Origin of the sequence: Pseudoalteromonas pernae, assembly GCF_039831865.1 — a bacterium.
Classification (GTDB): domain Bacteria; phylum Pseudomonadota; class Gammaproteobacteria; order Enterobacterales; family Alteromonadaceae; genus Pseudoalteromonas; species Pseudoalteromonas pernae.
In genome coordinates this window covers 110,539-124,404 of record NZ_JBDODM010000003.1, presented here as the reverse complement: position 1 = coordinate 124,404, position 13,866 = coordinate 110,539, and the positions used below count along the sequence as shown (strand labels likewise).

The 13,866-nt window shown below is 44.4% G+C and carries 8 protein-coding genes; 4 read left to right on the top strand and 4 right to left on the bottom strand.

The window, feature by feature from the left end; genetic code table 11:
• The first annotated feature begins 152 nt into the window (after nucleotides 1-152).
• The gene (locus V1358_RS08675; RefSeq protein WP_347393248.1) at nucleotides 153-3,341 is read left to right on the top strand and encodes a TonB-dependent receptor domain-containing protein; all 3,189 of its coding nucleotides are present in this window, start codon (nucleotides 153-155) and stop codon (nucleotides 3,339-3,341) included.
• 71 nt (nucleotides 3,342-3,412) lie between these two features.
• Nucleotides 3,413-5,335 carry an alpha/beta hydrolase family protein gene (locus tag V1358_RS08670; RefSeq protein ID WP_347393247.1) on the top strand — a complete coding sequence of 641 codons (1,923 nt, stop codon included), beginning with the start codon at nucleotides 3,413-3,415 and terminating at the stop codon, nucleotides 5,333-5,335.
• A gap of 63 nt (nucleotides 5,336-5,398) precedes the next feature.
• Here V1358_RS08670 and V1358_RS08665 read toward each other — a convergent pair whose 3' ends face one another.
• Nucleotides 5,399-7,462, bottom strand: coding sequence for a S9 family peptidase (locus V1358_RS08665; protein WP_347389588.1), 2,064 nt, complete (start codon nucleotides 7,460-7,462; stop codon nucleotides 5,399-5,401).
• A gap of 164 nt (nucleotides 7,463-7,626) precedes the next feature.
• The gene (locus V1358_RS08660) at nucleotides 7,627-9,012 is read right to left on the bottom strand and encodes a hypothetical protein (RefSeq protein ID WP_347393246.1); all 1,386 of its coding nucleotides are present in this window, start codon (nucleotides 9,010-9,012) and stop codon (nucleotides 7,627-7,629) included.
• 346 nt (nucleotides 9,013-9,358) lie between these two features.
• Here V1358_RS08660 and V1358_RS08655 point away from each other — a divergent pair, with 346 nt between their 5' ends.
• Entirely contained in the window at nucleotides 9,359-11,362 is a 2,004-nt protein-coding gene (locus tag V1358_RS08655; RefSeq protein WP_347393245.1) for a GAF domain-containing hybrid sensor histidine kinase/response regulator, read from the top strand.
• A 10-nt stretch (nucleotides 11,363-11,372) separates the two neighbouring features.
• Here the strand turns inward: V1358_RS08655 and V1358_RS08650 are convergent, their stop codons facing one another.
• Together V1358_RS08650 and V1358_RS08645 are read right to left on the bottom strand one after the other, a co-directional pair.
• Complete coding sequence (locus V1358_RS08650) at nucleotides 11,373-12,326, bottom strand: LysR family transcriptional regulator (protein WP_347393244.1); 954 nt, start codon at nucleotides 12,324-12,326, stop codon at nucleotides 11,373-11,375.
• Nucleotides 12,327-12,450: 124 nt separating this feature from the next.
• The gene (locus V1358_RS08645; protein WP_347393243.1) at nucleotides 12,451-12,990 is read right to left on the bottom strand and encodes an acyloxyacyl hydrolase; all 540 of its coding nucleotides are present in this window, start codon (nucleotides 12,988-12,990) and stop codon (nucleotides 12,451-12,453) included.
• A gap of 235 nt (nucleotides 12,991-13,225) precedes the next feature.
• Between V1358_RS08645 and V1358_RS08640 the strand changes: the two genes are divergently transcribed.
• The gene (locus tag V1358_RS08640; RefSeq protein ID WP_347389583.1) at nucleotides 13,226-13,831 is read left to right on the top strand and encodes an MlaC/ttg2D family ABC transporter substrate-binding protein; all 606 of its coding nucleotides are present in this window, start codon (nucleotides 13,226-13,228) and stop codon (nucleotides 13,829-13,831) included.
• Nucleotides 13,832-13,866: the final 35 nt, after the last annotated feature.

Sequence of the window (13,866 nt, the reverse complement as noted above, 5' to 3'; positions counted from 1 at the left end):
TACATTTTATTTTAAATATAGATATTTACTTATCTATTTTTTTGTTGTCATGTTGTTGTTCCTCATGTTAATAAATATAGGGCTGATCTTCTGTGCTATTTAATTATTAAGAGGGTCGGGATTTTAATTATTATAATTTTCAGGGAATAAAAATGTTTAACAAATCTAAAATCGGCAGGGCGATTCAATACTCTTTGCTTCTTGGTTCGAGTGTTACTGCATTTTCTTCATATGCTGCAGAAGAAGAGAACAAGGAAGAAACAACAATTGAAGAAGAAGCACCAGAGCGCATTGAAGTTACGGGTTCGCGAATCCGTCGCGCTGAATTCTCAAACGCTTCTCCTATTCAGGTTATCAGCGGTGACTTCTCTCGTGAAATGGGTCTTTTCGACGCAGGTGAGATGCTACAAACAACGAACCAAGCATCGGGTACACAGATTGATAACACCTTCGGTGGTTATGTACTAGATAATGGCCCGGGTGCTGCAACTATCGGCTTCCGTGGTCTAGGGGCTGAGCGTACGCTTGTACTTATCAACGGTCGTCGTATGGCTCCAGCCGGTGTAGGTGGCGCACCAACCGCTGCTGACTTGAACCTAATTCCAGGTGTTATGATTTCACGCGTTGAGAACCTTTTTGATGGTGCATCAACGGTATACGGCTCTGACGCGGTAGCGGGTGTTGCTAACATCATGCTACGTAAAGACGTTGAAGGCTTCGAAGTACAGGGCTCATACAAGCAACCTAAAGGCGACGGTGGTGAAGAATCCGTACTTTCTGCAATGTGGGGTAATACTTACGACAATGGTTTCGTAACCATTGGTGCTGAGTACACTGACCAAAAAGCACAATCGCGCGCTGGTAACCCATTCTTACAAGGATGTGAAGAGCGTATTTGGGAAACTGAAGAAGGTGATATCATCACTCGTAACTCAGGTAACGGCCCAATCGCTCAAGAGAGTACCTGTGATATTTTCCCTCTAACTAATCGCATGTATGTTAATAACGCTTTCTGGGGCTATGTATATGCAACGCCAGGCTTCTCAAATACGGGTATTCCTGGTTTCAGTGAAACTACGGTAAGCTCAAGCCTTGAAGGTTATCTACCTGGATGGGTTGGTGGCGACTTCAACGGTGACGGCATCATCGATTTTGACAAAGGCGATGGCGTGTTTATTGACGGTGATGGCGATGGTCTTCGTGATGTTGACTTCTCTGACCCGTTCTACGCGTTCCAAAATTCTGACTACTACCGTAGCGGTGATTACTTAAGCCAGAATAAGCGTTACTCAATTATGTTAAGCGGTGAACACACACTAGGTGGTGATTCAAATACAACCTTCTACTACGAAGGTTTATACGCTAAGCGTGAATCTGATTCATTCAGCCCTGGTGCTCAGTTCTTCCCTACTGTCGGTGCTGACAACGCCTACAACCCATGTGGTGTATACGGTATTGACTGTTATGAAATGCTAGGTGCTGGCACAACGGGTCCACAATGGGTTCAACCTGTTGTTAATATTCGTGGTGACCGTGACCAAAGCAATGTGGAAGTTGATCAATACCGCGTAGTGGCTGGTTTAACCGGTGACCTACCTGTATTTGAAGCTGCTGATCTGCACGGTTGGTACTATGATGTTTATGCGTCGTACAGTGCGTCAAAAGGTACAAACTCATTAAATGGTATTGACCGCGCACGCCTTGCGCAATCTCTAGCCACAGTAGTAGCTGATGACGGCACTGTGAGCTGTGCTGATGAGTCAAATGGCTGTGTGCCAGTAAACCTATTTGCCGACAATATCTACCAAACCGGTGGTGGTGCCTTCACGGATGCTGAAGCGGCATTCTTGTTCACTGAGCGTTACATGGAAACCAAAGTTAACCAATTAGTGGTTAATGGTTTTGTTGGCGGTGAAATGTTCAATATCCCTTGGAACAATGAGGCTGTGAACATCATCGTGGGTGCAGAGTTCCGTCGCGATGAGATTGAGTCAAATCCGAATGATGTTGCTGCTAACGGCGGTTTGATGCACTACTTCTCTGACCAAGGAGCTGATGGTTCTCGTAACTTGAAAGAAGTATTCACTGAGATGGACTTCCCTCTTGCACGTGGTGCTAAGTTTGCAGAAGAACTCACAGTAACTGCATCAGGTCGTATCTCGGAAGAGAGCTTCTATGACGCAGAAAGCACATACAGCTTAAAAGCAATCTATCGTCCAGTTGAGTGGTTCACATTACGTGCAACGAAAGGTACTTCGTACCGCGCACCTAACTTACGTGAGCGCTTCCTAAACGGTACAACTGGCTTTACAGACGTAACTGATACCTGTGTTGTTCCTGGTGATGCGCGTGTAGGTGACCCTCTAGTACCAGATTCATTTGTGTATGATGCTTCTCTTGATGAGCGTTCTGCAGCAACACTTGACGCATGTCGTGCATCAGGCGTCGATCCAACATCACTGGGTCTTGGCCAAGATGGTAGCCCTGCGTTCAACCAAGCTACAAACATAGAAGTTAATTCGGGTGGTTCTGAGTTGCTAAACCCAGAAACATCAGTGGCTAAAACATACGGTTTCATCTTTGAACAACCGTTCAGCGATGATTTTGAGCTAACACTTTCTGCAACTCGCTTCGATATTGAAGTGACCAACAGTATTGCGGAGCCTTCAGCAGCATACAGCGTTAATCAGTGTTATGCAGCAGACGGTAACCGTGCATTCTGTGAACGCATCAATCGTGACGAAAATGGTCAAATCAACCTAGTAGACGGGACATTCATCAACATTGGTTTGATTTCGTCTAAAGGTACTGACTTCAACATTTTCTACGACCAAGATTTCGTAGTGAATGAGAGAAACCTTGGTTTAACAGTTGATCTTCAAGCAACGAAGATGAGCGAGTCAATGTACGATGTATTAGGTACAATTGATGATAACGTAGGTGAGCCAGACTACCCAGAATGGCGTGGTTACGGTCGTATTAAGCTTGCTTATGACGACTACTCAGTAAACTGGGAAGCACGTTACATTGGTAAAGGTGAAGAAGATGACCTAGGTGAATTCGAAGAATACACTGACGGTTGTACGGGTCTATTGAATGCATCTGGTGAAGCACTTATGTGTCGTCCTCTTGCATACACTGAAGACTACTGGGTACATAACATCAGCTTCAACTTCAAGTTTGATTCATTCAGCATCAACGCAGGTGTTCGTAACGTATTCAACGACGAGCCACCAAAAGTTGACCCAGCTGGTTCATTCTCAAGCCACAACATCCCATTGGGTGTTGGCTATGACATCTTTGGTCGTACACCGTTCATCAACTTCAAAGCTGCATTCTAATACCAGCTTAATCAGTTGATGATAACGATATGGCTTCTCTCGGGAAGCCATTTTCAATTCAGGAGAAAGTGATGAAAACAACACGTCTTATACAATCACTTGTAGTAGCCGGATTGCTGTTTACGCAGGTTGCTGGAGCAAATGATGCTCAACAAGATACATCAGGGAAGGATATTAGCTTAATAGAGAGCTTTTCAATTCTTCCTGCAATTCAATCGATTAAAGTGTCACCGAATGGTAAAAAGTTGGTGATGCAGCGTGCGACTTCCAAGGATGGTGATTACATCATCGAAGTGCATGACACTGCTAAACTTGGGCAAAACCCCGTTCGCTTAGGCGCTGACAAAATGCGGGTGTCGGGCGTGAGTTGGTTAAACGATGACAAGATCCTCGTTGTATTTCGTCAGTTACTTGAAGACAGTGGCAAAAAATATTGGGTGAGTAAGTTCGCCATTACTGATGCAGATGGTAAAGGTAATTGGCTCGTACCGTTGAAGAAACAAGGTAATGTTGGCTTTAGCATTATCGATATATTGCCAGATCAAAAAGACGAAGTGCTAGTAGAAGTCGACATTAATGATAACTGGATCCCTGATGTGGTTAAGCTCAACATCAACACTGGTCGCGAATCATTGGTGATGCGAGGCAACGACAAGATCACGGGCGGCTTCGTTGCTGACAAAGACGGTGATGTTCGCATTGCAACGGGGTGGAATAGAGCCGACCAATCAATCGATACCTTTGTTCGAGAAAAGGGTAGTGAAGAGTGGAAAAAAATCTACTCTAATAGTGGTGAAAACCGTGAAACCTTTGACATCCAAGGTATATCGAACGAAGACCCAAACAAACTGTATGTCATTGCGAACAAAGGCGAAGACAAAACAGGCGTTTATCTATTTGATGTGAAGACGCAGACGTACTCGGACCGATTGTTCGGTTTGAAAACAGTGGATACCAATAACGTCATTTTTGACAAACAAGGTAATGTCCGAGGGTTCTCATATAACAGCAAGCACCCAGAATATTACATCACTGAACCAGAATATCAGGCAGTTTATGAGGGAGTTAAACAGGCGTTTCCTGATAGTTTTGTATCACTATCAAGCACTTCAGATGACTACAATACCATTGTACTGATGACCCAATCGGGCACCGATCCAGGCACTTATTATTTACTGAAAGATAAAAAGAGCATTATCAAAATTGGCGAGCGCATGCCCTTTCTTGATAAGTCGAAACTTGCCGAATCCAAATATATTTCTTATGACGCCCGTGATGGCCGTAAGATTCGCGCTTATCTGACAGTCCCTGAAGGCAAAGGCCCTTTCCCAAGCATCGTATTGCCGCACGGTGGTCCTTGGGTGCGTGATGTCATCACCTTTGATGAGTGGGCGCAGCTGCTTGTGTCACATGGGTATGCCGTTATTCAGCCTAACTATCGCGGCTCTACGGGTTACGGTTTAGAGCACTGGAAAGCCGGTGATAAAAACTGGGGCTTGAATATGCAGGATGATTTGGATGACGCTGCTCAGTACATGATTGATAAAGGCATTACATCGAAAGATAAAGTGGCGATGTTTGGCTGGAGTTACGGTGGTTATGCGGCGTTTGCTGCATCCATGCGTGAAAACAACATGTACCAGTGTACGGTAGCTGGAGCGGGCGTGAGTGACTTATCGCGTATCAATGCAACATTGAATGACAACCCATTATTAAGTCGACTTCAACGCCCGACTATCAAAGGTGTTTCACCTGTAGAGCAAGTTGAAAAGGTAAACGTACCAATACTTGTTATCCACGGTGATATTGATGGTCGAGTGCCCATCGAGCACAGTAATGCATTTGTCAGTGAGCTTAAAAAGCATAACAAGCCACACAAATATGTGGTGTTAGAAGATGCGGATCACTTCATGAATACCTTATTCTACGGTCATAAGCAGAAGTTCTATTCAGAACTGATTGACTGGTTAGACAATACCTGTGGTTTGAAATAACCGAAAAAAAAGCCTGCATAAGCAGGCTTTTTTACTATTAATTCAGCGAATTACTACCATGAATTAATCTTCTTTTTTAGCGTCTTTCACCGCTTTTAACTTAGCTGCGTGGTCAATCTCAAATTCTGGCATGTCTTTGTTGCCATCCATTAAGTAGTTGTCCATCCAACGCATTAAACGCAAGCTGTAGTCGTATTGCGCTGCTACTTTGCGGTTACCATGACCTTCACCTGGGTAATACACCAAGCGCACGTCTTTGCCTTGCACTTTCATGTAGCGGTAGAGCTCCATAGATTGTGCAGGGTGTACGCGAGGGTCGTCTTTACCATGCATGATAAGAAGTGGCGTCTTTGATTGACCAGCCCAGTAAATCGGGCTGCGCTCTAGGTACCATTGCCATTTATCCCAAGGGTATGAACGCGCGTGAACTAGATGCATTTCGTTTGAAATGTCGGTCGTACCAAACTTAGATAGCTGGTTAGTTACGCCCACAAACATAACACTTGCCGCGAAGTGCTCAGTCAGTTTTGTTGCGCCCCAAGCTGATGCGTAGCCACCGTATGAACCACCTGTAATACCAACACGTTTGCTATCAACTAAGCCCATGTCCACGAGGTATTGCTTCATATCAACTAAATCGTCGAACTCTTTCCCCGCGTAGTCATTTTGGCCTAGCTTTGAGTAATCAACACCTTTGCCTGTTGAGCCACGATAGTTAGGGTAAAACACCGCGTAACCGCGTGCAGCACCCATTTGACCAGGATCTGAGTAGCTTGTTACCCAACCATTTTTGTCATGGCTCTCAGGACCGCCATGAACAGCCATGATCAATGGATACTTCTTACCTTCTTGGTAATCTAGTGGGTAAACCAATACACCACCAATCTCAACGCCATCACGGGCTTTGAATGTCAGCGCTTCTTGTTTAGCAAAACGCTTGTCATTTAACCAAGGGTTTGAGTCACTTAGACGCGTAGCTTTGGAACCGCGCACCATAAATACTTCATTTGGGTGTTTTGCTGTGTTCGCGCGCAAGGCCATTGTTTTATCAGAGTCAGAAATACTTAAAGAACCCGCAATAAACTTGCCTTCTTTAACCAGTTTCTTGTACTTGTTTGAACCAACTTTAATTTGCCCGATAAAGCTCTCAGGGCTAACTTGGGCAACGAAGTTAAGGGTGTTGGCTTTGTTTGACCATTCAAAATCGCTGATGTGGCCCATAAAGTTAGGAAGCCATTCTTTTATTTCACCAGATTCAGTATCAGCAAGGAATAAGCGTCCAGTCGCTGGGTCGTGCTTATCTTCAGCGCCTAGAATGGCAACATAGCGACCGTCATGTGAAAGTTCAGCACCATCAAGCTTACCTTCAGTCTTGAATGACATAGTTACTTGCTTGCTCGCAATATCAAATAGGTGCCATTGTGACTTGGTGTATTTGTCATCGATCAAAGCTGTCGGCTGCGTCTTAATTAGCAATTTTTCGCCATTTGCAGAGTAGTTCATGTCGCTTACATAGCCAGAAATGCTTAACGCCTCTGGGTCAAGCGGCTTGTCAGCTTTAGCTAGGTCAACGATATGCAATTGCATGTCATCAAGGCCTAACTCATAAACTTCGGCCATAAAGCCGAGCTTCTTCAGTTCTTTTTCTGACTTGTCTTTAGCAGGCATTGCAAGTAATGCTACTTGCTTGCCGTTAGGGCTTAGCTCATAGCTTGAGATAGAGCGGCCTTTCAATGCCATTACTTTTTGCGCTTGACCACCGTCGACTGGGATGTGGTACAAGGCTGTAAACTTGTCATCAGCCATTTTTGCAAGGAAGTAGATGTCTTTGCCATCAGCTGACCAACTGATGCTTTTAATGTTGACCTTACCTGTAATGTAAGGGCGCTCAACACCTTCGTCGTCGATCACGTAGAGTTCGCTGAAGTTCAAGCCATTTTCGTCAACATATAGTTCACGCGGCAAAGAGCGAGTGAATGCAACCTGCTCACCATCTGGGCTAACAGCGGTTTGAATTACACTCTTTATTTTAGGGATGTCTTCTACCGTAATTGTGTCATTAGCGATGGCGTGCGCGCTGGCACTTAAACCCATGGCCAATGCCAAGGTTGTCTTCAATAATTTCATATCTGTCCTTCACTTGTTGTGTGCGCAGAACATTTTACAAATCAGCCCAAACAATGCCAATGTTTGCGATTAAGGTGCGGCTCAGTGGGATAAGTGACACAAGATGAGATAAGCGCTGCTACTTTAATCTACAAAGCAGCAACGCTGGTTGGGATTAGCGCATTTTATTCGTCGGTTTCTTCTAACACGGTATGGATAGGCGTTAACTTGTAGCCTGACGAACTTTGTGTGTCTCGCTCTAGAATGAGAATGTAGTTGCCATCGTCGGTAAAGTCGACGTCTCCTTCTTGGTGAATCACGATTTGTTGGCCGTTGTCTTCCAAAATAGCGTAAAACTCATAGGCTTTATCGAGCAGGTTGATTGATTTGGTGCTATATCGGCTTACGCCATCTAGATGGTGTTCGGTTTGTGAAATCGGCTGACCATCTAAGGTGAAGTAAAAGTCTAATTTCGTTACTGGCAAACCCGCATATTGATCCACCAAGTTCACCACTGTGATTGCATGGGTTACGCTACTTGGAACAAGGTTTTGTGTAACGCTGAGTAAGCGAGGACCATACTGTTCATCATTATAAAACACACCGAGTACACTTTGCTCTTGCTCCAATGTCAGCAAATAGTTGTCGACCAGTGATCCGCCGCTTTCATCGAGCATGGAAATTGAGTAACTATTTGCCGATAGCTCTAAATAGGGAGTCACGGTATCAGCCAACGCCGGTTCTGTACTGTGCACTTCGTTGTGTTTAGTCGCTCTGAATGTGGTGTTAGTGTATTCATCCATGCTGTTATAGAACTGAACTTGTGCGCCAGCATCTTGGTTCTTCAGTGTATAAGCTGAATTACTGTTAGAGATAATATCCATAGTAAGGAAGTCGCTATTGTTGTCATAGCTTGGACGTAATACAAAAACCAAGGCTTCGTCAGCACTTATGTTGACAACATCGGACTGCCAAATCGGTGTGGTATCACCCGCTTGAGTCAAGTAGAAGGTGTAGCTGTCATTTTCGATAGTGATTGCCTCGGAAAGCGTTTCGAACGCAGCCGATGTAATTAGTTCTGCTTGGTCGAACACGCCATCATCTTCTGCCATGTATAAATCGAAGTGACGGCCTTCTTGCGTAATGTTTAATAGCTGCAAGGTAAACTCGTCATCGAAATCATCCATTGGCAGCTCAATATTCATCGTTAATTGCTCGGCAATGTCGCCGTACATAACTAGGAGTGATTTAGTGTCTCCTTTAATTTCAATATCATCAGTGAGGAGATCCACCAAGTTGCCTTGGTCATTGGTGTATTGAATGGCGTAGCTATAGTCATCACTGGTATAGCTATGTGTTGTGGTGACATCGCCCAGTTCCGCGGAGGTACGCGCTACATCCTCGATTGTCAGCGTCATCGTCGGGCCATTAATAGTGCCGTTATATAACTGGATGGCACCTGTATCAGAACTGTCGTCAGAATCACTGGAACAAGCACCTAATGTAAGCAGGGCGAGGCTGCCAAGCGCAGTAAAAATAGGTGTTAGTTTGTTGTTATTGAATTGTGTCATTGTTGAGTCCATGTTTGTTAACTTGCTCTTTATGACGATAAAAATTCAATAAAATTCTTACTTTTACATAGTATTACTCGCCTTTACAGTCCCTTACAAAGACGTTAAAAAATGTAGCCAAATCTCCATTTTTTTTTACATATTTTGCTCCCTCAATTTGCTGGCTTGAGCGAGCTGAAAATTTACCGACTTTCATATTTGTACTCAATATAACTACTTGAATTTAATTAATATAATCAAAAGTAGATATTTGTATTATTATTGCTAGTATCTCATAAGCACAGAAGATAGTGTCGCGCTGCATTGAGTAATGAGCTAGTGGCACACTGGGAAGGGACGCACATTCATGACCACGCTAGCAAGGCTCCACCATATTACCTCTGACCAAAACTTAGACTTTGAATCAAAGCTCGCGCAGCTGCTGCAATTTGGCTTAGACGAATTCGCGTTGGATATAGGTATTGTCAGTCGTGTGGTAGGGGATGTTTACACCGTAGAGCATGTTATAACACCCGATGATTCAGTATCACGAGGTACTCAATTTGCTTTGGGGGAAACTTATTGTTCCCATACCTTGGTTGCCGATTCCGCACTTGCTTTTGAGCATGCAGGCCAAAGTTACGTTGCTACTCATCCTTGCTATCAAAATTTTAAGCTCGAAAGCTATATCGGTGCGCCAATTGTGGTTTCAGGTGCGGTGTACGGCACTGTTAACTTCTCTTCTGCTGGTGCCCGTGCACAGGCGTTCACCACGGATGAATTAGATTATGTGACCTTGCTAGCACAGTGGATAGGCATTGAAATAGCGCGCTACTTCGACAATAAGGAGTTGCGACTTCAACACCAGTCACTCAATGCGATGAGTGAAATGGCTAAGATTGGTGCGTGGGAAGTTGACCTCACTAAGAACACTTTGTATTGGTCGCAGCAAACAAAGGCGCTGCATGAAGTGGAGCAAAGCTATGTGCCCAGTTTAACAGCGGCTTTGTCGTTTTATCCCGAGGATGAACGCACTCGCATTGAGAGCTATATCCAAGCAGCCGTGGAAGACGGCAACCCGTGGTACTGCGAGTCGCAACTTATTGCTGGCAACAACCAACAAAAATGGGTTGCGATTATGGGTAAGCCTGAGTTCAAAAATGGCCAATGCACTTCCATTAGTGGCGCCATTCAAGACATCAGTCACGTGGTACAAGCCAGAAATGAACTGGCCAAGCAACGCCAACATGCAGAAGCCCTGCTCAAAGCGCGATCTGAATTCCTTGCCAAAATAAGCCACGAACTGCGGACTCCCATCAATGGTATTAACGGCATGTTATTGGCAATGCGCGGTGAGAGCGATCTGGAACTGATCTCTCAGCGCATCGATTTAGCATTGAGTGGCGCCGATACCTTAGTGCGACTGGTCAATGATGTACTTGATTACTCAAAAATCGATGCTGGTCAGATGCAACTCGAAGCGCAGGACCTTAACGTCAGCATTTTGCTAAATGATGTGTTATCCATGTACACCCCCTTGTGTGCCGACAAAGGTGTGCGTTTGGAATATGATTTTGCCATCAATCCTGAGGTGTGGATCCGAGCCGACGGTACACGTATCAAACAAATATTAATCAACTTGTTAAGCAATGCACTTAAATTTACCGCTCAGGGCAGTATTACCTTGAAGGCTCAATTACAGAGTGAGGTTGATGGATACAAGCTAAGTTGTCAGGTGCAGGATTCAGGAATAGGTATGAGCGAGGAAGTGAAAAACACCTTGTTCAAACCTTTTACTCAAGGCGGGACTAACATTGCGAGGGAATATGGAGGTACAGGCTTAGGCTTATCTATCGTCCATGAGCTTTGCCGCATGATGCATGGTGAAGTCTCAGCTTCCAGTGAGCTTGGTAAGGGAAGCCAATTTTCTTTTACGATACAAGTCGCTGAAGGGAAGCCGATTCAAAAGCAATTGACGTTTTTGCCACAAGTGGCTGATCTTAATAAAGACATTCGTGTTTTGGTGGTGGATGATAACCAAATGAACCGCTTGGTGATGAAAGCTTTGTTAGGTAAGTTGGGATTGGAGGCTGATTTTGCTGAAAATGGCGAACAGGCTATCGACAAAGCGCTTAGTGATGAAGGCAAGTACGATGTCATTTTTATGGACTGTGTTATGCCGGTGATGGACGGTTTTACGGCAACCCGAAAAATTCGCAAAAGCGGCGCAATTACTCAGCCACAAATAATTGCGCTGACCGCCAATACCTCGGAGCTAGACAAAAAACATTGCTTAGATGCGGGTATGGATGATTTCATCGGTAAGCCTGTGGGGTTTGAGCAACTCACACAGGCGTTATCCGTCTTTTAATGTGAAAACATTAACTATTTTGGGTGCGGTAAAGCTCGGCTAGGTTCGGTATATTGCGTTCCCATCGAGGCTCTGGCTCACCAATATATTCACGCACCGCTTCGAGCAACAGTCGTGTCCGAACAGGTAAATCTCTGTGTGGGTAGAGCGCATACATGGCGCTGTAGTCGGGTAAATTTATCTGTGGTAACAATGGCGTGAGCAATCCCTGCGTGATCTCATCTTCAATGAGAAAAGCAGGAGTGATGCAGTATGCGGTGCCGGAGAGCACTTTATCTAAAATAACTTCGCCATCATTAGAGGTATAAACCGAATTGATGACTTGTTCGCACTGCTCACTTTGATCATTAATATAGGTAATTGAATCGAGCCGTTTGTGTGAGCTTGAATAGGTCGCCGCTGGCAATTGTGCAAGTTCATCCATCGACTGTGGCATGCCATATGTTTCAATAAACTCAGGGCTCGCCAACAGCAGCATACGATTGCGGGCAATTTTACGCGCGATCAAGGAAGAGTCTCTGGGTTCGCCGATACGAAACGCCAGATCATAACCTTCGGAGATTAAATCAACGGGGCGGTCATCAAGTTGCAAATGCACGTTAACCTGCGGAAATTGTTTTTGGAACTGGTTGATCACAGGTTGGATGTAGCGCCGTCCCAAAGTGTGCGATGTAGCGATACGCAGTAATCCGCGTGGCTCCTGGTGGTAGTTTTCTGCCAAGCGCACTGTTTCTGATAACAACATACGCAGCTCTTTGGCATTTTTCACCATTTCTGCCCCGGCGGCTGTAAGTGAAAAAGAACGGGTGGTGCGATTGAGTAACCTGACGCCCAAATCTTCTTCTAACTTACTAATTTGTTTAGAAATGACGCTGCGGTCAATATTGCGCATCGCCGCAGCTTTAGAGAAGGAGCCTTGCTCAACAACCTCGAGCAACATAATGAGTCGGCTACTGGTATCCATATGTGACGTCCAACAGATAATATTTGGTGGGATTGATGCTATTTTGGCATTAACACTCGTATAAGACCAGTTTGCTCGAGATCTGTAGTGCAAATTTATATGCTTGAACGTCACGGTTTTTGGCTCAGAAGCGTTTCGAATAGGACAACGAAATGAAATCTAAACCCGGATTTGGACTCTTAAACCCCGCATTAGAATAATGCAAATATCTTAATCCAATTTCCGCTTTATCTAGTTTGTAAACTACACCGATACGGTCTTCAAATTGGTAGTGAGTGCTGACATCCTTACCGGCAAATTTTGTGTCGTTGAGCAATGATAAACCGATACCAAATTCAAATAATACGGGCTTGCCTTTCAATGTCGTTATTGGGTATTGGAACACAGGGGTCAAGGCGAGCACAAAATTGCGGTCATAGTCGTTACTATCACCATAGCGCCAAAAGTTTACGCTGCTTTCAAACAACAGCTCAAATTGTGCGAACTGCTCGGGTAAATACTGACTTAAATAATGTTGGTAGCCCAGTTTGATACCTTGTACATCACCTTCCCCTTGAATGTAATGCAAGGTGTAACCATGCCGAGAAGGTTCGCTTGAATTCGCACTCGCTACCTGAGTAACACTCATTAAAACAACAACTAATACCACTAAAAAAGGTTTCATACTTCTAACCTAATACTGCGAAATGGGCGCGTACTATCTACATTGCCTTTTTGCCATTCAACGCGTGAATGTGCACAGCAGCTGTGCAATCACGGCATCAATAGCATAACTGACTGAAAAATATGTGGTTTTTATTCTGTGCATTTTTGGAATCAATAATGTGCGAATTTGTTGCTTATATTGCGAGAAAGAATCCACTAAGATGCCGCCCATATTCATCGTCTGGAGAGTGTCCGTGAGAGCTCAAACACTATTTTCCTTAGTCATTTTTGTCTTTGCCCTGTTTGTCGGTCAGGCGAATGCAGCTGAGCAAGACAAGCCATACACCCTGCTAAAAGAAGTAGGTGAACAACTATTTATCGATATTGCCAAAATCGATGCAACCGAAGCACAAAAGAAAGCCCTATTGCGTGAAGTTGTTAAACAGCAGCTGATCCCACACATTGATATTAAATTTGTGTCTTTTAAGCTTTTAGGTAAGCATATTCGTGACGTAAACAAAGAACAGGCGTTGAGTTTCATCGACGCGGTGGAGTCTTATTTAACAACGACTTATGCAACCGCATTAATGAGCTACAACGGCCAAGAAGTGCGTTTCATTGCGCCTAATGCGCAATCCACAAATGGTTATGCGTCGGTAAAAACAGAAATTGTTGAGCCGGGCAAACCCACCATAGATATCGTATTCAAGTTACGCCAAGACAAATCGGGTCAATGGCGCGTATATGATTTAGTCGCCGAAGGTATTTCGCTTTTGGATGCGAAACAAAAAGAGATCATTACCCGTATTTCGGAAGTGGGTATTGATAAGGTAAATGAAGAGCTTTTAGCCAAGGGTTAACGCCGGTCGTTAATCCTTTCAACCAGCGTATTTTT

What these genes read in the sequence shown, in the direction of transcription:
- V1358_RS08675 (WP_347393248.1), top strand. Translation starts at nt 153, where the DNA reads ATGTTTAACAAATCTAAAATCGGCAGGGCGATTCAATACTCTTTGCTT.
- V1358_RS08670 (WP_347393247.1), top strand. Translation starts at nt 3,413, where the DNA reads ATGAAAACAACACGTCTTATACAATCACTTGTAGTAGCCGGATTGCTG.
- V1358_RS08665 (WP_347389588.1), bottom strand. Translation starts at nt 7,462, where the DNA reads ATGAAATTATTGAAGACAACCTTGGCATTGGCCATGGGTTTAAGTGCC.
- V1358_RS08660 (WP_347393246.1), bottom strand. Translation starts at nt 9,012, where the DNA reads ATGACACAATTCAATAACAACAAACTAACACCTATTTTTACTGCGCTT.
- V1358_RS08655 (WP_347393245.1), top strand. Translation starts at nt 9,359, where the DNA reads ATGACCACGCTAGCAAGGCTCCACCATATTACCTCTGACCAAAACTTA.
- V1358_RS08650 (WP_347393244.1), bottom strand. Translation starts at nt 12,326, where the DNA reads ATGGATACCAGTAGCCGACTCATTATGTTGCTCGAGGTTGTTGAGCAA.
- V1358_RS08645 (WP_347393243.1), bottom strand. Translation starts at nt 12,990, where the DNA reads ATGAAACCTTTTTTAGTGGTATTAGTTGTTGTTTTAATGAGTGTTACT.